Source organism: Streptomyces sp. NBC_01498 (assembly GCF_036327775.1).
In the GTDB taxonomy this organism is placed as follows: Bacteria; Actinomycetota; Actinomycetes; order Streptomycetales; family Streptomycetaceae; genus Streptomyces.
This window is the reverse complement of the sequence record NZ_CP109598.1, coordinates 6,508,370-6,528,650: the sequence shown is the minus strand read 5'-3', so window position 1 is coordinate 6,528,650 and position 20,281 is coordinate 6,508,370. Positions and strand designations below refer to the sequence as shown.

General features: G+C 71.7%; 21 protein-coding genes. 7 read left to right on the top strand and 14 right to left on the bottom strand.

Annotated elements, in window-relative coordinates; translation table 11 throughout:
- The first annotated feature begins 45 nt into the window (after window positions 1–45).
- The gene (locus tag OG875_RS27845; RefSeq protein WP_330176977.1) at window positions 46–795 is read left to right on the top strand and encodes a TVP38/TMEM64 family protein; all 750 of its coding nucleotides are present in this window, start codon (window positions 46–48) and stop codon (window positions 793–795) included.
- A 121-nt stretch (window positions 796–916) separates the two neighbouring features.
- Here the strand turns inward: OG875_RS27845 and OG875_RS27840 are convergent, their stop codons facing one another.
- The 4 genes from OG875_RS27840 to OG875_RS27825 are packed head-to-tail and all read right to left on the bottom strand — an operon-like array spanning window position 917 to window position 7,080.
- A complete protein-coding gene (locus OG875_RS27840) occupies window positions 917–1,984 on the bottom strand; it encodes an enoyl-CoA hydratase/isomerase family protein (RefSeq protein WP_330176976.1) in 1,068 nt (355 codons plus the stop codon).
- Window positions 1,981–3,012 (bottom strand): methylmalonyl Co-A mutase-associated GTPase MeaB, encoded by a 1,032-nt coding sequence (gene meaB / locus OG875_RS27835; protein WP_330176975.1) that lies wholly within the window; start codon window positions 3,010–3,012, stop codon window positions 1,981–1,983. The genes OG875_RS27840 and meaB overlap by 4 nt, the downstream gene beginning before the upstream one ends.
- On the bottom strand, window positions 3,002–5,203 hold the full coding sequence (gene scpA / locus OG875_RS27830) for a methylmalonyl-CoA mutase (RefSeq protein ID WP_330176974.1): 2,202 nt from the start codon (window positions 5,201–5,203) through the stop codon (window positions 3,002–3,004). The genes meaB and scpA overlap by 11 nt, the downstream gene beginning before the upstream one ends.
- Window positions 5,200–7,080, bottom strand: coding sequence for a methylmalonyl-CoA mutase family protein (locus OG875_RS27825; RefSeq protein WP_330176973.1), 1,881 nt, complete (start codon window positions 7,078–7,080; stop codon window positions 5,200–5,202). The genes scpA and OG875_RS27825 overlap by 4 nt, the downstream gene beginning before the upstream one ends.
- A 340-nt stretch (window positions 7,081–7,420) precedes the next feature.
- Here OG875_RS27825 and OG875_RS27820 point away from each other — a divergent pair, with 340 nt between their 5' ends.
- Window positions 7,421–8,293: an undecaprenyl-diphosphate phosphatase gene (locus OG875_RS27820; protein ID WP_330176972.1), complete on the top strand. Its 873-nt coding sequence runs from the start codon at window positions 7,421–7,423 to the stop codon at window positions 8,291–8,293.
- A 227-nt stretch (window positions 8,294–8,520) separates the two neighbouring features.
- Entirely contained in the window at window positions 8,521–8,691 is a 171-nt protein-coding gene (locus tag OG875_RS27815; protein ID WP_330176971.1) for a hypothetical protein, read from the top strand.
- Between the two features lie 37 nt (window positions 8,692–8,728).
- On the opposite strand, the gene OG875_RS27810 is transcribed toward OG875_RS27815, so the two are convergent.
- Window positions 8,729–9,634 (bottom strand): Gfo/Idh/MocA family protein, encoded by a 906-nt coding sequence (locus OG875_RS27810; RefSeq protein ID WP_330176970.1) that lies wholly within the window; start codon window positions 9,632–9,634, stop codon window positions 8,729–8,731.
- A 264-nt stretch (window positions 9,635–9,898) separates the two neighbouring features.
- Between OG875_RS27810 and OG875_RS27805 the strand changes: the two genes are divergently transcribed.
- Complete coding sequence (locus OG875_RS27805) at window positions 9,899–10,357, top strand: hypothetical protein (RefSeq protein ID WP_330176969.1); 459 nt, start codon at window positions 9,899–9,901, stop codon at window positions 10,355–10,357.
- 11 nt (window positions 10,358–10,368) lie between these two features.
- Here the strand turns inward: OG875_RS27805 and OG875_RS27800 are convergent, their stop codons facing one another.
- The 8 genes from OG875_RS27800 to OG875_RS27765 form a co-directional block, all read right to left on the bottom strand.
- Complete coding sequence (locus OG875_RS27800) at window positions 10,369–10,863, bottom strand: hypothetical protein (RefSeq protein WP_330176968.1); 495 nt, start codon at window positions 10,861–10,863, stop codon at window positions 10,369–10,371.
- A gap of 121 nt (window positions 10,864–10,984) precedes the next feature.
- Entirely contained in the window at window positions 10,985–11,668 is a 684-nt protein-coding gene (ung, locus tag OG875_RS27795; protein WP_330176967.1) for a uracil-DNA glycosylase, read from the bottom strand.
- Between the two features lie 190 nt (window positions 11,669–11,858).
- Window positions 11,859–13,436, bottom strand: a complete 1,578-nt coding sequence (locus tag OG875_RS27790) for an ABC transporter substrate-binding protein (RefSeq protein ID WP_330176966.1) — start codon at window positions 13,434–13,436, stop codon at window positions 11,859–11,861.
- Window positions 13,437–13,545: 109 nt separating this feature from the next.
- Window positions 13,546–14,331 (bottom strand): SDR family oxidoreductase, encoded by a 786-nt coding sequence (locus OG875_RS27785; RefSeq protein ID WP_330176965.1) that lies wholly within the window; start codon window positions 14,329–14,331, stop codon window positions 13,546–13,548.
- Between the two features lie 17 nt (window positions 14,332–14,348).
- A complete protein-coding gene (gene fabG, locus OG875_RS27780; RefSeq protein ID WP_330176964.1) occupies window positions 14,349–15,110 on the bottom strand; it encodes a 3-oxoacyl-ACP reductase FabG in 762 nt (253 codons plus the stop codon).
- Between the two features lie 160 nt (window positions 15,111–15,270).
- Window positions 15,271–15,654, bottom strand: coding sequence for a DUF3037 domain-containing protein (locus OG875_RS27775; protein WP_330176963.1), 384 nt, complete (start codon window positions 15,652–15,654; stop codon window positions 15,271–15,273).
- A complete protein-coding gene (locus tag OG875_RS27770) occupies window positions 15,651–16,472 on the bottom strand; it encodes a HipA family kinase (protein ID WP_330176962.1) in 822 nt (273 codons plus the stop codon). Before OG875_RS27770 ends, OG875_RS27775 begins: the two co-directional genes overlap by 4 nt.
- A gap of 400 nt (window positions 16,473–16,872) precedes the next feature.
- Window positions 16,873–17,535 (bottom strand): type III effector protein, encoded by a 663-nt coding sequence (locus tag OG875_RS27765; protein ID WP_330176961.1) that lies wholly within the window; start codon window positions 17,533–17,535, stop codon window positions 16,873–16,875.
- Window positions 17,536–17,660: 125 nt separating this feature from the next.
- Here OG875_RS27765 and OG875_RS27760 point away from each other — a divergent pair, with 125 nt between their 5' ends.
- From OG875_RS27760 to OG875_RS27750, 3 genes are all read left to right on the top strand, one after another.
- On the top strand, window positions 17,661–18,095 hold the full coding sequence (locus tag OG875_RS27760; protein WP_330176960.1) for an Hsp20/alpha crystallin family protein: 435 nt from the start codon (window positions 17,661–17,663) through the stop codon (window positions 18,093–18,095).
- Between the two features lie 59 nt (window positions 18,096–18,154).
- The gene (locus OG875_RS27755) at window positions 18,155–18,589 is read left to right on the top strand and encodes a DUF2267 domain-containing protein (RefSeq protein ID WP_330176959.1); all 435 of its coding nucleotides are present in this window, start codon (window positions 18,155–18,157) and stop codon (window positions 18,587–18,589) included.
- A gap of 332 nt (window positions 18,590–18,921) precedes the next feature.
- Window positions 18,922–19,803, top strand: a complete 882-nt coding sequence (locus OG875_RS27750) for an RNA polymerase sigma factor SigF (protein ID WP_443079209.1) — start codon at window positions 18,922–18,924, stop codon at window positions 19,801–19,803.
- A 140-nt stretch (window positions 19,804–19,943) separates the two neighbouring features.
- Here the strand turns inward: OG875_RS27750 and OG875_RS27745 are convergent, their stop codons facing one another.
- Entirely contained in the window at window positions 19,944–20,186 is a 243-nt protein-coding gene (locus tag OG875_RS27745; RefSeq protein ID WP_330176957.1) for a DUF6411 family protein, read from the bottom strand.
- Window positions 20,187–20,281 lie beyond the last annotated feature (95 nt).

Sequence of the window (20,281 nt, the reverse complement as noted above, 5' to 3'; positions counted from 1 at the left end):
GGCTGTTGACGGCGTCCGGTCCGTGGCGTCGGTTAGTCTCCCCGCATGCTCGACCTTGACGACAGGCCGTCCGCCGGCCTCACGGTCCGCTGTACGAGGGTGCTGCTCTCGCCCTGGTCCAGGCTCTCCCTCCTCGTGCTCCTGCTGGCGTGCGCGGGGGTTTCGGTGCTGGTCTACGAGCCGCAGAGATACATCTCGGCCGGCTGGCCGGAGCTGACCGGCGGCGCCGCCGTCGTGCTGTTCGCCGTGGCGTACGGCGTGGCCACGGCCGCCTTCGTGCCGCGTCCGCTGCTGAATCTCGCGGCGGGCGCCCTGTTCGGCGGCTGGCTCGGTCTTCCGGCGGCGATCGCGGGCACGGTGCTGGGCGCGGGCATCGCCTTCGGGCTCGGGCGCTTCCTGGGTCAGGAGGCGCTGCGTCCGCTGCTGCGGGGCCGCTGGCTGACGGCGGCGGACGGGCAGTTGAGCCGGCACGGGTTCCGGTCGATGATGGCGATCCGGCTGTTCCCCGGTGTGCCCTTCGTGGCCGCCAACTACTGCGCCGCCGTCTCACGGATGGGCTGGGCCCCGTTCCTGCTGGCGACGGGTCTCGGGACGATCCCCAACACGGCGGCGTACGTGGTCGCGGGGAGCGAGGCGGGCTCCCCGACGTCTCCGGCGTTCCTGGTGGCGATGGGGTTCATCGTGCTGACGGGGGCGGGGGCGGCGGTGCTGGCCTGGTTCAAGCGCCACCGGCTGCGTCCGGGACCGGCGGAGCGCGAACCCGCGCAGGAGCGCGAGTGGGAGCCGGTCGCGTGACGGAGGGCCCGGTCGGCGTACGGGCGGCGTGAGCAGCCTGCTCGCGTGGGCAACCGCGTACGCCCGTACGGAAGCGGCGTACGGGATCCCGTTACCGCCCGCGCGCCCGTACCGGACCGTGTCAGGCCCGCCGGGACAGCCCCAGGTCGCCGCCCTCGGGGACCTCGGAGAAGCGGGCCACGTCCGCGTCCGTGACCAGTCCCAGCTCCGCGGGCACCCACTTCGGCGTCCGGTCCTTGTCCACGACCTGGGCCCTGATGCCCTCCACCAGGTCCGGTGTCCGCAGCGCGGCGCAGGACGCGCGGTACTCCGCGTCCAGGACCTCCTCCAGCGTGGCCGTCCCCCGTGCCCGCCGTACCGCCGCCAGCGTGGCCTTGAGCGCGGTGGGCGACTTGGACAGGATCGTCTCCGCCGTCTGCTTCGCCGCCTGGTGCCCGTGGGCGGAGAGCCGGTCCACGATCTCCTCGACGGTGTCCGCCGCGTAACAGCCGTCGATCCACTCGCGGTGGGCGGCCAGCTCCCCCTCGGGCGGGGCCGTGGCGTGGCGCCGTAGGGCCACCGACGCGTCCGTGGTGGCGAGTTCGGCCGCCAGCAGCGGCAGCCGCCCGGAGGGCACCAGGTGGTCGGCGAGTCCGCAGAGCACGGCGTCCGCCGCCCCCACGGCCGCTCCGGTCAGCGCGAGATGCGTGCCGAGTTCACCGGGCGCCCGGGACAGCAGCCAGGTGCCGCCGACGTCCGGGACGAGGCCGATGCCGGTCTCGGGCATGGCGACCCGTGAGCGTTCGGTGACGATCCGGACGCCGCCGTGCGCCGAGACTCCGACGCCGCCGCCCATCACGATGCCGTCCATGAAGGCGACGTACGGCTTGGGGTAGCGCGCGATACGGGCGTTGAGCCGGTACTCGTCGCGCCAGAACGCGGGCGACGCCGTGCCGCCCGTCCGCGCGTCCTCGTGGATCGCCCGGATGTCGCCGCCCGCGCACAGCCCGCGCCCGCCGGCGCCGTCGATGACGACCGTCGTGACGGCGGGGTCGTCCCGCCACGCGGTGAGCGCCGTGTCGAGGCGCCGCACCATGGCGTGGGTGAGGGCGTTGAGCGCGCGCGGCCGGTTGAGCGTGAGCCGTCCCGCGCGCCCGTCACGCCGTACGAGAACCGTCTCGTCCTCCGTAGGAGGCGGTGACCCGGTCATCGGCCCGCTCCCCCGGGGCCGGCCGGCGGGTCCAGTGCCTCGACGATCCGCTCGGCCGCCAGGGTGGCCGTCAACGTGCCCTCCCGGACGGCCTGTTCGAGGGAGGGGGCCAGCGCCCGTACACCGGGATTGCCGCGCAGCCGGTCCAGCAGATGGTCGCGGACCATCGACCAGGTCCAGTCGACCTGCTGGTCGCCGCGCTTGCGGGCGAGCCGGCCGCTGGTGTCGAGGACCTTGCGGTGCTGCTCCAGCCGCTCCCAGACGGCGTCGAGCCCGGTGCCCTCACGGGCGCTGCAACTGAGCACCGGCGGTGTCCAGGCGGCGTCGGCCGGGTGCATCAGCCGCAGCGCGCCGGCGAGTTCACGGGCGGCGGACTTCGCGTCGCGCTCGTGCGGCCCGTCGGCCTTGTTGACGGCGATGAGGTCGGCCAGCTCCAGCACGCCCTTCTTGATGCCCTGGAGCTGGTCGCCGGTGCGGGCGAGGCTCAACAGCAGGAAGGAGTCCACCATGTTGGCGACGGCGGTCTCCGACTGTCCGACGCCGACGGTCTCGACCAGCACCACGTCGAAGCCCGCCGCCTCCATGACGATGATCGTCTCGCGGGTCGCCCTGGCGACACCGCCCAGGGTGCCCGCCGTGGGCGAGGGCCGGACGAACGCCGCCGGGTCGACGGCGAGGCGTTCCATCCGGGTCTTGTCGCCGAGGATGGAGCCGCCGGTCCTGGTGGACGACGGGTCGACGGCGAGGACCGCGACGCGGTGCCCGAGGCCGGTGAGCATCGTGCCGAGGGCGTCGATGAAGGTCGACTTGCCGACTCCCGGCACGCCGCTGATGCCGATCCGGCGCGCCGTGCCGGAGTGCGGCAGCAGCGCGGTCAGCAGCCGCTGGGCCTGTTCCCGGTGGTCGGCCCGGGTGGACTCGACGAGGGTGATGGCGCGCGCGACGGCCGAACGGGAGCCGTCCAGCACGCCCTTGGTGTACGCGTCGATGTCCACGACGCTCCGAGGGGCCACCGGCTCACCGCTCATGACCGAGAGCGGCGGTCAGGGTCGTCAGCAGGTCGAGCGCGGCGTCGGGGATGACCGTGCCGGGCGGGAAGACGGCCGCCGCACCCGCGCGGCGCAGCTCGTCGATGTCGCCGGGCGGGATCACCCCGCCGACGACGATCATGATGTCCTCGCGGCCCTCCGCGGCGAGTTCCTCGCGCAGCGCGGGCACGAGCGTGAGGTGCCCGGCGGCCAGCGACGACACCCCGACGATGTGCACGTCGGCCTCGACGGCCTGCCGCGCGACCTCGCCGGGCGTCTGGAACAGCGGGCCGACGTCGACGTCGAAGCCCAGGTCGGCGAAGGCGGTCGCGATGACCTTCTGACCCCGGTCGTGGCCGTCCTGGCCCATCTTGGCGACCAGGATGCGGGGGCGCCGCCCCTCGGCCGTCTCGAACTCCTCGACGGCGGCCCGGGTCCGCTCGACCGCCGGTGACGTACCGGCCTCGTTCCTGTACACACCGGAGATCGTACGGATCTGGCCGGAGTGGCGCCCGTACACCTTTTCCAGCGCGTCGGAGATCTCGCCGACGGTGGCCATGGCGCGCGCCGCGTCCACGGCGAGGGCCAGCAGATTGCCGTCGAGGCCGGGTGACGAACCGGCCTCGGCGGCGCGGGTGAGGGCGCGCAGCGCGTCCTGGCAGGCGGACTCGTCGCGTTCGTCGCGCAGCCGGCGGAGCTTGGCGATCTGCCGGGTCCGTACGGAGGAGTTGTCGACCGATCGGACCTCGATCCGCTCGTCCGTCTCCACCAGGTACTTGTTGACGCCGATGACCGGCTGGCGCCCGGAGTCGATCCTGGCCTGGGTGCGGGCCGCCGCCTCCTCGATCCGCAGCTTGGGGATGCCCTCCGCGATGGCCCGCGCCATGCCGCCGGCGGCCTCGACCTCCTCGATGTGCTGCCAGGCGCGGCGCGCGAGGTCGTACGTCAGTTTCTCGACGTACGCGCTGCCGCCCCACGGGTCGATGACACGGCAGGTGCCGGACTCCTGCTGGAGCAGGAGCTGGGTGTTGCGGGCGATGCGCGCGGAGAAGTCGGTGGGCAGGGCCAGCGCCTCGTCGAGGGCGTTGGTGTGCAGCGACTGGGTGTGGCCCTGGGTGGCGGCCATGGCCTCGACGCAGGTGCGGGGGACGTTGTTGAAGACGTCCTGCGCGGTGAGCGACCAGCCGGAGGTCTGCGAATGGGTGCGCAGGGACAGGGACTTGGCGTTCTTCGGCTCGAACTTGTTGACGAGCCGGGCCCAGAGGAGCCGTGCGGCGCGCAGTTTCGCGATCTCCATGAAGAAGTTCATGCCGATCGCCCAGAAGAAGGAGAGCCGGGGGGCGAACGCGTCGACGTCGAGGCCCACGTCGAGTCCGGCGCGCAGGTACTCCACGCCGTCGGCGAGGGTGTAGGCGAGTTCCAGGTCGGCCGTCGCCCCGGCCTCCTGGATGTGGTAGCCGGAGATGGAGATGGAGTTGTAGCGCGGCATCTTCCGCGAGGTGTACGCGAAGATGTCGGAGATGATCCGCATCGAGGGCTCGGGCGGATAGATGTAGGTGTTGCGGACCATGAACTCCTTGAGGATGTCGTTCTGGATGGTCCCGGCGAGCTTCTCGGGCGGTACGCCCTGTTCCTCGGCCGCCACGATGTAGAGGGCGAGGACCGGCAGGACGGCGCCGTTCATGGTCATGGAGACGGTCATCCGGTCGAGCGGGATGCCGTCGAAGAGCTGGCGCATGTCGTAGATCGAGTCGATGGCCACCCCGGCCATGCCGACGTCACCGGTCACGCGCGGGTGGTCGCTGTCGTAGCCCCGGTGGGTGGGCAGGTCGAAGGCGACGGAGAGGCCCTTCTGCCCGGCGGCGAGGTTGCGCCGGTAGAAGGCGTTGGACTCCTCGGCGGTGGAGAATCCCGCGTACTGGCGGATCGTCCAGGGCTGGTTGACGTACATCGTGGGGTAGGGGCCGCGCAGGTACGGCGCGATGCCGGGGTAGGTGCCGAGGAAGTCGAGGTCCGCGAGGTCACCGGGGGTGTAGAGCGGTTTGACGTCGATGCCCTCGGGGGTGTTCCAGAGGAGGTCGGCGTCGCTCCTGCCGGTGCTCTCCTTGACGGCGGCGCGCCACTGGTCCTCGTGGGCGCCGGTGGGCGTCGCGGGCCCGAGGTCGATGCCGGTGTAGTCGGGGACGGTCATCGCGCCACTCCCATGTGGTCGAGGGCGGCCGTGAGTACGGCGACGGCGTCGTCGCCCGCGGCGACGAACGCGTCCACTCCGGCCCGGGTGAGGGTCTCGCGCAGGTCGCCGGGGCGCCCCGCGAGGTAGACGCGGGTGGCGCCGGCGGATTTCAGTGCCGCGGCGACCTGTTCGGCCTGTTCGGCGTAGAGCGCGTCGCTGGAGCAGAGGCAGGCGACGGTGGTGCCGGCGCGGGTGAGTGCGTCGGCGGCGGTGGCGGTGTCGACGGTGACCGGGTCGTGCACCGGTTCGATGCCGCCGGACTGGAAGAGGTTCGACGCGAAGGTCGCGCGTGTCGTGTGCGCGGCGGCCGGGCCGAGGGCGGCCAGCAGGACCCGGGGGCGGGCGCCGGTCGCGGCGAGGTGCGCGTCGGAGCGGGCGCGCAGGGCCTCGAAGGCGTCGTCGCGGTGGACGGTGGGCAGTCCGCCGGTCGCGGCCGGGGGCGGTGTGTCGCGGACGACGGGGGTCTCGGCGAGGAGGGGGAACTCGCTGACGCCGGTGACCGGTTCGCGGCGGCGGGCCAGCTTCTCGGAGCGGGCCGCCCAGGTCGCGGCGAGGCGTTCGGCGACGAGGCCGTCGCGCAGCGCGGCGCGCTGGCCGCCGGCCCGTTCGATCTCCTGGAACCAGGCCCAGGCGGCGTGCGCGAGGTCGTCGGTGAGCCGCTCGACGTACCAGGAGCCGCCCGCCGGGTCGATGACCCGGCCGAGGTGGGACTCCTCGATGAGGATGGTCGAGGTGTTGCGGGCGATCCGCCGGGCGAAGGAGTCCGGCAGTCCGAGTGTGTGGTCGAAGGGCAGCACGGTCACGGCGTCGGCGCCGCCGACGCCGGCGGCCAGCGAGGCGACGGTGGTGCGCAGCATGTTCACCCACGGGTCCCGGCGGGTCATCATCACCGGGGAGGTGACGGCGTGCTGGCGCTGGGCGGCGCCGGCGGGTCCGGCCCCGGCGACCTCGGCGACCCGGGCCCAGAGCCGGCGGGCGGCGCGCAGTTTGGCGATGGTGAGGAACTGGTCGGCGGTGGCCGCGTACCGGAACTCCAGCTGGCGGCAGGCCGTTTCGACGGGGAGTCCGGCGGCGTCGAGGTCCCGCAGGGCGGCGACTCCGGCGGCGAGGGAGCAGCCGAGTTCCTGGACGGCGGAGCCGCCGGCCTCGTGGTAGGGCAGCGCGTCGACGACGAGGGCGCGCAGTCCGGGGTACTCCCGGTCGCAGAGCGCGGCGAGTTCGGCCGCGGCGTCCTGGAGGCCGGGGGTCTCCTCGCCGGTACGGGCGAGGCGGCCGAGCGGGTCGGCGCCGAGGGTGCCGCGCGCTTCCGGGCGTGCGACGCCGCGCTCGTCGATCAGGGCGAGCAACGCGCGTGCGGCGTCCGGGAATTCGTCGCCGGCGTCGAGGGCGACGGGGGCGAGGTCGAGGTACACGCCGTCGAGGGCGTCGGCCAGGCCGGAGACGGGTACACCCGCCGCCCCGACCGCCAGCCACAGCGAGGTGGCGCCGCCCGTCAGGTCTTCCAGGACGGCCTCGTTGGTGCGGGCGGCGTCGGTGCGGGCGTGGCGCTGGCGTACGTCCCAGCCGCCGGGCGCGGGGCCGCCGGGGGTGGCGGCCCGGGTGAACGGCGCGAAGCCGGGGAGGCCGCCGTCGCCCGGGTCGTCGGCGGCGGTGTAGAGCGGACGGGTGGTCAGTCCGTCCTCGATCGTTGTCGACAGTGCGTCCTCGGCGGCGGTCCCCGAGACGTCCCGACCGGATTTCCGGAGGACCCCTGCGACCAGACCCTGCCACTGTTCATGGGTCGGCTCGGGGAACTCGGCTGCCAGCGAAAGCCCTCTGTCGGGCAGGAGCGTCATGCCGAGATGCTAGGGCAGCGCGCCGGAGCGTCAGCAGGGCGAACCGATGTGACCTTGGCCTCCCCTCCGTACGCCCCCCGACTGCCCCCCTGTGCGCCCCCCTGTCGCCCCCTCATCACCCCGGTACGGGCCCGCCCGTGCGTGTCCCGTGCCCGGGAAGGGGGGTGGCACCGGCCCGTAATCCGCAGCGGCTACGCTGCCCCAGACCGGCGCGTGATGGCCCCTCCACACACCCGAGCAGACGAGCGATTACGCGCGCTTATTTTTTGTCCGCAACCCGCCACTGCCCCGTGTTCACACCGGCCGGTGCACGATCTTTTCTTGGATGGCGTAGCACCCAATGTCTTGGTTCGAATCACTCATCCTCGGACTCGTCCAGGGGCTGACCGAGTTCCTGCCCATCTCCTCCAGCGCGCATCTGCGGCTCACGGCCGCGTTCGCGGGCTGGCACGATCCGGGCGCGGCGTTCACCGCGATCACCCAGATCGGCACCGAGGCGGCCGTCCTCATCTACTTCCGCAAGGACATCGCGCGGATCGTGTCGGCCTGGTCCCGTTCGCTGACGAACAAGGCGATGCGCTCCGACCACGACGCCAAGATGGGCTGGCTGGTGATCGTCGGTTCGATTCCCATCGGTGTGCTCGGGCTGACGTTCAAGGACCAGATCGAGGGGCCGTTCCGGGATCTGCGGCTGATCGCGACGACGCTGATCGTGATGGGCGTGATCCTCGGCATCGCGGACCGGCTGGCGGCGCGTGACGAGGCGGGCGGGAAGCACCGCGCGGTCAAGGAGCGCAAGTCGCTGAAGGAACTGGGTGTCAGGGACGGTCTGATCTTCGGTTTCTGCCAGGCGATGGCGCTGGTGCCGGGTGTCTCGCGCTCGGGTGCGACGATCAGTGGCGGTCTGCTGATGGGCTACACCCGCGAGGCGGCGGCGCGGTACTCCTTCCTGCTGGCGATCCCGGCCGTACTGGCCTCCGGGGCCTTCGAGTTGAAGGACGCCGGCGAGGGGCATGTCTCGTGGGGCCCGACGATCTTCGCGACGATTGTGGCTTTCGTGGTGGGATACGCCGTTATCGCGTGGTTCATGAAATTCATCACCACCAAGAGCTTCATGCCGTTCGTGATCTACCGGATCCTGCTCGGCATCGCCCTGTTCGTGCTCGTCGGTACGGACACGCTGAGCCCGCACGCGGGCGAGTCGGGCGGCTGACCGCACCGGACGGAGACCTTCCGGTTTCTCTCCGGGAGCGTTCGAGCACCCGGTGTGCGCAAGGACACGTTTGCCCGCCGCCCGCTCCCGAAGCGTCCGGCGGCGGTCAGAACCCTTGGGAACACTGGGATCGGAGCTGACACACCGTGGGGTTGCACGCTCCGTGTGTGAGGTATGCCGCTCCCCGGACGGCACGGGAAGGTCACGGCGCGCCGTACCGTTGGCGCATGTCCACCACTTCCTCCTCCGCTCCCGCGGCGTCCGGCGCCGTCGCGGCCAACGAGCGCATCCGCGCGCTGGTCGACGCGGCCGGCGGCACGTGGCCGGCCGAGGAGTACGAAGTCCTGCTGCGGGAATGGGCCGCGGCGCTGGACGGCTCCGTCGACGAGGCCGCGTAGCGCGCCGCCGGTCCCCGACGCGGTACGCGCGGTCGCTTCAGCCGGCCTGCGCCCGTACCTCCCGCACCACGTGTTCGCACAGCTCGTGCGTCAGCAGGGCGTCCCGGGCGCCGAGTGTCTTCCCCGCGCGAACGGCGTCCAGGAACGCCAGCACGCACTGTTCGATGCCGCGCTGCCGGGGCACCGGCACCCAGTCGCCCCGTCTGCGGACACTGGGCTGGCCCTTGTGGTCGACGATCTCGGCGAGATGGTGGACGGCCCGCTTGGTGTCCTGGCCGGAGACTTCGAGGATCTCCTCGGTGGAGCCGTTCATGCGGTTCATCGTGCCGAGGGCGGTGAAGCCGTCGCCGGACAGCTGGAGCACCACGTGATGGGTCAGGCCCTCGCGGGTCCGGGACCGGACGTCGATGTGCTCGACCGGGCCGGGGACCAGGAACCGCAGGGTGTCCACCACGTGGATGAAGTCGTCCAGGACGAGCGTGCGGGCGTCCTCGGGCAGTCCGACCCGGTTCTTCTGCATCAGGATCAGCTCGCGCGGGTGCTCCAGGCACTGCGCGTACGCGGGCGCGTAACGCCGGTTGAAGCCGACGGCCAGGCTGGTCCCGCGCTCCTCGGCGAGCGCGACCAGCCGCTCGGAGTCGCCGAGTTCGTACGCGAGGGGCTTGTCCACGAAAGCCGGCACCCCCGCCTCCAGGAGCCGGGTGACGATCTCCGCGTGCGCGGAGGTCGGCGCGTGGACGAACGCGGCGTCCAGCCCCTGCGCGATCAGTGAGCCGAGATCGGTGTGCAGCCGCTCCCCGGGGACGTGGTGGGCCTCGCCGACCCGGGTGAGGGTGGCCGGGGTGCGGGTCTGGAGATGCAGTTCGGTCCCCGGCAGTGTGGTGAGCACCGGCAGATACGCCTTCTGCGCGATGTCGCCGAGCCCTATGCACCCGAGTTTCACGTGAGTCTCCCTGTCGCCTCGCGGCGGCCCCGTCCCCCGCGCGGTCGCGCGCGGGTCCGTCCCGGGGCCCCTGGCCCGCAGCATACGGGCGCGCGAGCGGCGCCCGGGGCGGTCCGGCGGCCCCGGCGGACACGGTCCGGTCGTGGTAGCGGGCCCGCCTTCACGGGGTCCGCCCGTGGTCCGGGGACGGGCCGTGTCACCCGTGCGGGTTACGCCGTGCGGTTCAGGCTCCGGGACGCCGCCCCGGCCAGCAGAGTGGGCGGCGTGACACGGCGAACGAGAACGACAGCGGTGCTCCTGCTCGGTGTGGCGGCGGTCGGCGGTGTCCCGGCCTGTGTGGCCGTGGCGCCCGGGGAGGGGCCGGGGACCGGTTCCGTACGCGGGGCTCCCGCGCGGGCGGACCCGGGGCCGCGGATCACCCAGCCGCCGGCCCACGCGGTCCTGGAGGCCACGGGCCCGTCACGGCGGCCGGTGCCCGGCCCCGTACCCCCGCCGTCCGATCCGCCCCGCCGTCCGGCGGCCGCACCGGTCCCCGCGCGGCCCGCACCGTCCGCCGCGCCCGCGCCCTCCGTGCCGCGTGTCCCGGCGGTCCTGCCGGGGCTGCCCGCGCTGCCCCCGCTCCCGGAGCCGGGCGCCGGGCCCTGCGCGCTCGGCGAGCGGTACGGGGACTGGGCGCCGGACAGCGCGCAGAGCCGTCTCTGCGACCGGGTGTACGGCCGGTGACCGGGCCGTTCCTACTCCTCCAGCAGTCGCCGCTCCAGCCGGCGGATCGCCGCCCGTACCCCGTCGCCGTACGCGTCCTCCCTGCCGGGTGCGGCGTCCCCGTCGTCCCCCAGGGCGTGCGCGGCCTCGCGGGCCAGGGAGAGATGGAGCCGGGCCGTGTCGGGACGGTGGAGTTTGAGGTAGTCGGCGGCCAGGTTCAGGTGGAGCGAGGGGTAGAAGGCCCGTAGTTCGGGGGAGGGCGGGGAGGTGCGCGCCGTGGACGACGGTCCCTCCGCCGCCGTCAGGGCGCGCAGGTCCCAGGCCAGCTCGTCGCCGGGGTCGTCCTGGGTGTCCGCCATGTAGTGCGCGAGCGTGCAGCGGTGGAGCGGCTCGCCGCACTCGGCGATCTCGGCCCACAGCTCGCCGAACCGGTTGCGCGCCTCCTCGCGGTCACCGCCGTGGAGCAGCATGACCGCCTGGCCGATCCTGGTCGGGACGGAGCCCTCCACCCTCTCGCGCCGCTCCATGTCTGCCGCCTCCCGCGCCCGTCCGGTCCGATCCCGTCCGGCCCGACGCTAACCGCCCCGGCCGGCGATCCCGCTCAGGCTCACCTGCCCGGCGCGGACCACCGGGCGCGGCGGGGAACGGTCAGCCCAGGTCCGGGACCCGCCAGTCGATCGGGGAGTGACCCTGCGCGGCGATCGCGGCGTCGATCTGGGTGAACGGTCGCGAGCCGAAGAACTTCTTCGCCGACAGCGGCGACGGGTGCGCGCCCTTGACGACGACATGCCGTGTCTCGTCGATCAGCGGCAGCTTCTTCTGCGCGTACGCGCCCCAGAGCACGAAGACCGCCGGGTCGGGCCGGGCGTCGACCGCGCGGATCACCGCGTCCGTGAACGTCTCCCAGCCCTTGCCCTTGTGGGAGTTGGCCTCGCCGGAGCGGACCGTCAGCACCGCGTTGAGCAGCAGGACACCCTGCTCGGCCCACGGCATCAGATAGCCGTTGTCCGGGACCGGGTGGCCCAGCTCCTCCTTCATCTCCTTGTAGATGTTCCGCAGGGAGGGAGGCGTGCGCACGCCGGGCCGCACGGAGAAGCAGAGGCCGTGGCCCTGGCCCTCGCCGTGATACGGGTCCTGGCCGAGGACCAGGACCTTCACCCCGTCGTACGGAGTGGCGTCGAGCGCGGCGAACACCTCGTCGCGCGGGGGGTACACCGGCCCCTTCGACCGCTCTTCCTCGACGAACTCGGTGAGCTCCTTGAAGTAGGGCTTCTGCAGTTCCCCGCCGAGGACGCCGCGCCAGGATTCGGGCAGCATGTCGGTGTCGGTCACGTGAACAACCTCCGGTAAGCGATCAGTTGGACCACTGCTGAACCTACCGGTGACCACTGACAATCGTGTCCGCCAGCCCTGCCGCCCCGGGCCCGGCCGAGGACCCGGCCCGGGGGCGCGGCCGATCCGGCGGCCGCCCGCGACCGGAGCCGTCGGCGGGCCCGGGGACCGGACCCGCCGCTCCGTGCTCCTACCAGCTGGCCTTCCGGCTGAACTCCCACAGCTGCATGACCGTCTGCGGGTCCAGCGCCCGCTCGCTGCCGTTGATCTCCTGGGAGGCGGCGACGTAGAGCTTGCCCTGCCACAGCGGCAGCAGCCGTACGTCTTCCAGCAGGATCTCCTGGGCGCGTTCGAACTGCTTGACGACCGCGCCACGGTCGCTCTCGCGCCGTGACTGGGGCAGCAGCTCCGTGGTGATCTCGGGGCTCTCGTAGGGGGTGCTGAGCGCGTTGTTCTTGCCGACGAACGGCGCGACGAAGTTGTCCGGGTCCGGGAAGTCGGGGAACCAGCCGCGCCCGAAGACCGGGTACTCGCCCTTCTGGTAGCCCGCCTGGAAGTCCTTCCAGGGCTTGCTCTTCAGCGTGATCTCGAAGAGGCCCGACGCCTCCAGCTGGCGCTTGAGCTCCGCGAACTCGGCGACCGTGCCGGAACCGTAACGGTCGGTGGTGAACCAGAGGGTCAGCGGTACGGGTGTCTCGACGCCGCCCTCTTCGAGAAGGGCGCGCGCCTTGTCGACGTCCGGCTCGCCGTACTCGTCGAAGAAGCTGGTGGCGTGCCCGGAGATGCCCTTGGGGACCATGGAGTACAGCGGCTCGGCGGTGCCCTGGTAGACCTTGGCCACCAGTGCGCCCCGGTCGACCACCTGGGCCACCGCGCGCCGTACGGGCAGCTTCGCCGCCTCCTTGTCCTTCGGGTTGAAGACCAGGTAGCGGATGTCGGCGCCGACCGTCGCGGTCAGCTGGAGATGGTCGTTCTCTTCCTTCTTCTGTTCCAGCTCGACGACTTCCTCCGAGGTCAGCCCTCGGTAGATGACGTCGATCTCCTTGCCCTTCAGGGCGTCGAAGAGGTTGTCCGAGTCCTGGAAGTACTTGATCGTGACGGCCTTGTTCCGGCGGTCCGCGAACCCCTTGTAGCTGGTGTTCTCCCCCAGTTCGGCGGTGCTGCCGGGCGCGTAGGACTCCAGCGTGTACGGGCCGGAGCCGGTGAGCTTGCCGTCCTCGCGCAGTTTGTCCGCCGGGTACTCCGCGGGGTCGACGATCGACATGGCGGGGGCGGCGAGGACGAAGGGGAAGGTGGCGTCGGGCTTGTTCAGCCGGAAGCTGACCGTCCGGTCGTCGTCCGCGGTGACGCTGTCGAGCGAGGCGAGAAGTCCGTTGGGACCGCCGTTGACGTTGATCTTCACGATGCGGTCGAAGGAGTGCTTGACCGCGGCGGCGTCGAGTGCGTTGCCGTTGGAGAACGTCAGGCCCTCGCGCAGCCGGCAGCGGTAGACCTGGTTGGCGGGGTCGGTGAACTCGCACTCCTCGGCGGCGTCGGGCTGCGGCGACGTACTGCCGGTCGGGAAGGCCACGAGGGTCTGGAAGACGTTGCGGTACAGCTCCCAGGAGTTGTCCCACGCGGCGGCCGGGTCGAGCGTGCTCGGCTCACTGGTGGTACCGACGATGATCTTCTGCTCTTCGGCACTCTCCGAAGAGAACAAGCCACATCCAGCGAGCAGGGATATGGACGCGAGGGCTGCAGCGGCCTGCAGACTGGTCCGGTTGAACACGTGCGCACGCTCCTTGTTCAGCCACGAGTCGGCCGACCATACCGCAGCGCCCCATCGGTTCAATATGCACGTCCGATGGGGCGCTTGAAGCATTTGCCAACAAAATACGTCAGTGCACGCCGGCGTTGAGAAAAATTCCGCCATCCACGACGAGGGTCTGCCCGGTGATCCAGTCCGACTGGTCGGACGTCAGGAAGGCGGCGGCGCCCCCCACGTCCTCCGGCATCCCGAGCCGGCCCAGCGGGTACGAGGCGGCGGCCTCGGCCTCCCGTCCCTCGTAGATCGCCTGCGCGAACCGGGTCTTCACCACGGCCGGGGCGATGGCGTTGACCCGCACACCGGGCGCGAACTCGTGCGCCAGCTGGAGGGTCAGATTGACCATGGCCGCCTTGCTCATCCCGTACGCCCCGATGAACGGCGCGGCGGAGACCCCCGCGATGGAGGCGATGTTCACGATCGCACCGCCGTGCTCCTTCTGCCACGCGCGCCAGGTCAGCTGCGCGAAGCCGAGGGCCGAGATGACGTTGGTCTCGTACACCTTGCGCGCCACGCCCAGATCGAGCTCGGCGATCGGTCCGAACACGGGATTCGTTCCCGCGTTGTTCACCAGATAGTCGATCCGGCCGAACGCCTCCATCGCGCGGTCGACGGCGGCGGCCTGGTGCGCCTCGTCGTGCGCCTTGCCGGGGAAGCCGATCACCCGGTCCGCGCCCAGTCGCTCCACCGCCTCCTTGAGCGCGTCCTCACCGCGCCCGGTGATGCACACCCGGTCGCCGCGCGCGACGAACGCCTCGGCGATGCCGTATCCGATGCCCCGGCTGGCCCCGGTGATCAGGGCGACCCTGCCGCTGTCGGGCCGGGCGCCCCCGGCGCTGTCCTTCGGCTGCTGCGTCATGTCCGTCACTCTCCCGTTCAGTTGAGGGGTCCGCCGGCGACGTACAGGACCTGGCCGGAGACGAATCCGGCGTTCTCACCCGTGAAGAAGGCGATCGCGTTGGCGATGTCGTCCGGGAACCCGACCCGCCGCACGGGGATCTGGGAGGCCGCCGCCGCCTGGAACTCCTCGAAGCCCATGCCGACGCGGGCGGCGGTCTGGGCGGTCATCTCGGTGACGACGAACCCGGGGGCGACGGCGTTGGCGGTGACGCCGAACTTGCCCAGCTCCTTGGCCAGGGTCTTGGTGAAGCCCTGGAGTCCGGCCTTGACGGCGGCGTAGTTGGCCTGGCCCCGGTTGCCGAGCGCGGAGCTGGACGAGAGGTTGACGATCCGGCCGAACGACGCGTCCACCATGTGCGACTGGCAGGCGCGGGCCATCAGGAAGGCGCCCTTGAGGTGCACGTTCATCACGGTGTCCCAGTCGGACTCGCTCATCTTGAACAGCAGGTTGTCGCGGAGCACGCCCGCGTTGTTGACGAGGACGGTGGGCGGGCCCAGTTCGGCGGCGACGCGCGAGACGGCGGCCTCCACCTGTGCGGCGTCGGAGACGTCGCAGCCGACGGCGAGCGCCTTGCCGCCCGCCGCGGTGACCGCGCCGACGGTCTCCGCGCAGGCCGCCTCGTCCAGGTCGAGTACGGCGACGGACCGGCCCTCGGCCGCGAGCCGTACCGCGGTCGCGGCGCCAATGCCCCGCGCCGCGCCGGTCACCACGGCGACACGCTGCTCGGTGGTCGACATGCTGCTTCTCCTCGTCCTCGGGTCGCGGCGTCGGCACGAGGTGCGTCTGAGCGACCGCTTAGTATCGGCTGCCGTGACGCTAGAAGCCCGGACACCCGGTGTCAACGGCCCACGGGGGCGCCCCGCGTATGTCACACCGCGACCGGCGGCCCGCCGCCCCTCAGCGCACCAGCAGGTCGAGGAGCCGCTCGATCTCGGCCGACGGGTCGAGTGTCAGGCCCGTGTGGACGGGGCCGGGCTGGACGACCGTCGAACGCGGGGCGATCAGCCAGCGGAACCGCCTGCCCGCGTCGTCGCCCGCCGCCTGCCCGGCGGGGTCGCCGCCCGCGCAGACCCCCTCGACCGCCCGCAGCGCGGCCCGTACGCCCACCACGTCGGCGCCGGGCGCCAGGGCCCGGAGCCGGGACTCGTCCAGATGCGTACGGGCGGCCACGAAGGACCGGGCGCGGCAGTAGACCAGCACGCCCGCGTTGATGAACTCCCCGCGGTCGACCCTCGGCACCACGCGCAGCGGCGCGTACTCGAACACGTCGCGTCCGTTCATCGGCCCTCGCCCCCTCGGCGGTCGGTCAGCCAGCCGGGAGCACCCGATGAGCGCGGCGCGGCGGGCGCGGCGAAGGTGATCCGTTCCGCGACGGTGGCCGCGCGGGGCAGCAGAGCCGCCACATACGCCCGGCGCACGGCGTCGGAGGAGTCGAACCCCGGCTCGTCCACGAGCCATTCGTCGGGCACCTCGGCGGCGATACCGGTCAGCAGTTCCTCGGTGACCTGCGGCGCGAGGTCCGCCGCCGCGGCGGCGATGTCCGGGCGGAACGACGCGAGGACATGGTCGGACGCGTCGTACGCCTTGCCGGCCGAGGCCGCCGCCCCGGGCCAGTTGTGGTGCCAGATCATGGTGGCACCGTGGTCGATGAGCCACAGATCGCCGTGCCACACGAGCATGTTGGGATTGCGCCAGGACCGGTCGACGTTGTTGACGAGCGCGTCGAACCACACGATCCGCCCGGCCTCGGCGGACCCGACCTCGTACGCGAGCGGGTCGAACCCCAGCGACCCGGGCAGGAAGTCCATCCCGAGGTTCAGCCCGCCGCTGGCCTTCAGCAGCTCCTGCACCTCCTGGTCGGGCTCCCCGAGACCGATCACGGGATCGAGCTGCATGGTGACCAGCTCCGGCACCCGCAGCCCGAGCCGCCGCCCCAGCTGCCCGCAGATCACCTCGGCGACCAGGGTCTTGCGCCCCTGCCCGGCACCCGTGAACTTCATGACGTACGTCCCGAGATCGTCGGCCTCGACGATCCCCGGCAGCGACCCGCCCTCACGCAGGGGCGTGACGTAGCGGGTCGCGATGACCTCGTTCAGCATTTTCCCAGGCCACCCATCTCTTCAACCTTGCAAGCCACGGCCACCTTTGGAAGGGCGTAGCAGCGGGAATCGCCCGCGAACGGACCTGGGGAGAATGTGGAGAGTTCTCGGCCGGCCTGCCGATCTCCCCGCTTCCCGAGCGGTCCGTCGATGGCGGTGCGCCCCTTGCTCCCGGCCTCCGGCATGAAGTGAGCATAGTAACCGAGGGTGATCGCGGGCGGGGGCAATCATGGGGGGCCGATCTCGGTATTCGGCTCCCCAAGTCCAGCAGGACGAGGGTCCCGACGACAGTGGGGTCGTCCTGGCCCGGTTGTCAGAGCAGGTGCAGGTGGGGGGCCTGCGCGGCGTTCGCGCAGTCGCGTCAGGGAGGACGCTGATGGTTCCTGTGGCGTCCGGCGTGTCAGGTGTTGTCGTGGCGGAGGTGGTCGGTGTGGCGGGTAATGGTGTCGACGCGGTCCGCGAGGTCGGGGTGGTCTGCCCGTAGGTGGGGGTGGGCGGCGGTGAGCGGGGCCAGGAGGGTGGTGGGGTCGTCGTCGGCGAGGGCGGTGGCGAGCAGGGCGAGGCGTGCTCTGGCTTCGGTGGGCAGTCCGGTCAGCGCGGTGATCTGGCCGGCGAGTTGCCGGAGGTCGGCGGAGTTGTCGCGGGCCCAGTGGCTGACGTTGCGCTCGCCGGCGCGGCGGTCGCGGGTGCTCTGTACGCGTTGTTCGCCCGTGGTGCCTGGTGCGCCGGGGCGTACGCGGAGGTAGCGGCGTTCGGCGGCCTGGCGGCTGGCGACGCCCAGGGGGCCGGCGAGGTCGGCCCAGCTGGCTCCGGCTCCCCTCGCGGCCTCGATCAGGCCGGGTTCCCAGGCGGCGAGCCGTTCGCGTACTTCGCGAAGCAGGAGCAGAGCGGCCAGGGCCTGGTCACTGCTGGTGCGCGGCGCACCGGTTTCGTCGGGTGGTTCGGGGGTCTGCGCCTTCCGTACGGCCTGGTCGATCGCGTCCAGGGCGGCCGAGGCGGCGAGGAAGGTGGCGGGAGGCGCGGTGGTTCCGGGGTGTGGCGCGGGCTGGTCCGCTGCGGTCACTGTCACTCCTTCCGAGTGTCATCCTTTCGGCGACACCCTGATTGTCATCCTTCCGACGACATGTTACAACGGTGTCAGCCACAGCGCACCGGCAGTCTCTGCCAAACCCACTGGAGGTGTTTCACGTGTTGATGCGTACCGAGTCCTTCCGTGAGCTGGACCGTCTCTCCCAGCAGCTCCTGGGCGGAGCCGGTACCTGGTCGAGGCCGTCCACGATGCCGATGGACGCCTACCGGGACGGCGACGTCTACGTGATCGCACTGGACCTGCCCGGTGTCTCACCGGAGGCGATCGACATCGACGTCGAGCGGAACATGCTGACCGTCAAGGCCGAACGGCGGCCCGCCACCGGCTCCGACGACGCGCGCATGGACCTCTCCGAGCGGCCCCTTGGGGTCTTCTCCCGCAGGGTCGTCCTGGCCGACACCCTGGACACGGCCCGCATCGAGGCCGACTACGACGCGGGAGTCCTGACCCTGCGGATCCCTGTCGCCGAACGCGCCAAGCCCCGCAAGATCACCGTCGGCACCGGAGCAGGACGCAGGGAACTCCGAACCTGATCCCGGCCCACGATCACCGTCTCCCCCCCGACTCCCTGATGAAGAGAGGCATCCACACCATGTCCGCCCAGGTACAGACACCGCCGCAGGCACCCGTCATGACGTACGACCAGCTGCTGGAACGGGTGCGGTACGACGGGGCGTACCCCACAAGGGACCGGGCGGAGCGAACGGTCCGGATCGTGCTGGCGGCCCTCGGCAGGCAGCTCACCGGTGACGAGCGCAGCGAACTCGCCGCGTACCTGCCCGCCGAGGCCGCCCGGATCATGACGGACGCCAACCCCGGCGCCGAACGTCTCACCGGCTGGGGCTTCGTCAAAGACCTGGCCACACGCACCGGCGGCACACCCGCCACCACCCGGTGGGACGCGGGCACCGTCCTGGCCCTCGTCGCACACCTCGCCGGCAACGACCTCCTCGACCGTGTCCTGGCCCAACTCCCCCCTGGCTACGCCCTCTTGTTCGGCCGCGCCGAACTGATCCAAGCCGCCTGACACAGCTGGACAGGGGACGACCCCCGTCCCCACGCCGCGGCGGCGACCCGGGAACGGGGCGCCGCCAGGGCCTCGGCCGAACGTGCCGGGGTGTCCGGTCCGTTGTGGGCCGGGTCATGTGTCTGGCGCGCGGGTGTTGTCCCGAGGGGGTACGAGGCGCCCTCAGGCGCGGACGAGTGCCTCATATCGCATCCGGCCCTCGCGGCGAACGCGTCACACCGCCGGCGCGGTCAGCCTCGGCGCATCGGCATACGCAAGATTCTCCCGCTTCTTCGAGTGTGGGAAGCCGTTTGGGGGCATCGGCGTCTCGCCTGCCAGCTCTTTACGGAAGGATGGATTCCATGCCAGTCAGACACTTCGCGCACAAGGCTCCGGACGCGCGGAGTGGCGAAGTTGCGCCGGGCGGCCTGCCCTGGATCGAGGACGCGGAGAAGATCACGCCGAAGGATGCGCGGGCGTTGTCAAAGCTGTTCTTCGACCGGCTCCCGGAACTGGAGGAGGGCACCCCGGAGTACCAGTACGCGCGGAACACGTTGATCGAGATGAATGTGACGCTGGTGAAGTTCGCGGCCCGCCGGTTCCGCAACCTCGGCAGCGGCGACATGGAAGACGTCATCCAGGTCGGCACAATCGGGCTGATCAAGGCCATCGACCGCTTCGACCTCTCCCGCGAGACGGAGTTCAGCTCCTTCGCTGTCCCCTGCATCGTGGGCGAGATCAAGAGATTCTTCCGCGACACGACCTGGTCCGTGCACGTCCCGCGCCGACTGCAGGAGCTGAGCCGCGACATCTACAAGGCCAGGGACGAACTCTCGCGCCGGCTCGACCGCGATCCCGACGTCACCGACATCGCCGGTCACCTGAACCTCACCGAGGACGAGGTCACCGAGGGCCTGGTCGCCGCCGCCGGTTACACCGCCGGCTCCCTCGATACGCCGACCGGCGACGACGGACAGATCACCGGCGACCTCACCTTCGTCCACACCCTCGGCGACTGGGACCCGGGCATGGAACTGGTCGAGAACCTCTACGCCCTGGCACCGCTGCTGCACCAGCTCGACGAGCGCGAGCGGCGCATCATCGAAATGCGTTTCGGCCAGGAGATGACCCAAGCACAGATCGGCAGAGAGCTGGGCGTCTCGCAGATGCACGTCTCCCGCATCCTCTCCGGCACGCTGGCCAAACTCCGCACCGGACTCCTGACCGACCACTGACCACCGGCGCGGACAAACAACCGAAGGCGAGGGCCTGCCGCCCCGGGTCAGGGGTCGCGGGCCCTCGCCTTCATGCCGCCGCCGTACGGCGCCCGGGCTGTGGAAGCCCCGGCCGATGCCGGCGTGCCGCGTACCTTCGGTCAGATCGGCATACGGTCACGGGCCTTACGCCCGCCCGAGCCGCTGCGGCTCACTGCCTTCGAACTCGTGCTGAACGGCTTGCGTAGCCACCGCCCCAAAGGACCCGGGGCCTTCCCTGCCACCCGCGATCCAGCACCCGGCGTGCGCTGCGTGCCGCGCTCGGGATGCCGGGAGAGCCGCGGCAACAGGAACGCCAGCACCAGAATCACAGCACAAACCGCGACAATGCCGACAACCATCACGACAGGCTGCTGAGCTGGAGGACGATACGCACCACGGGTTCCCCCTCCGTGGGGGTAGCCCACGCGCACGGGGTCGGGCATGGTCCGTGACCCAC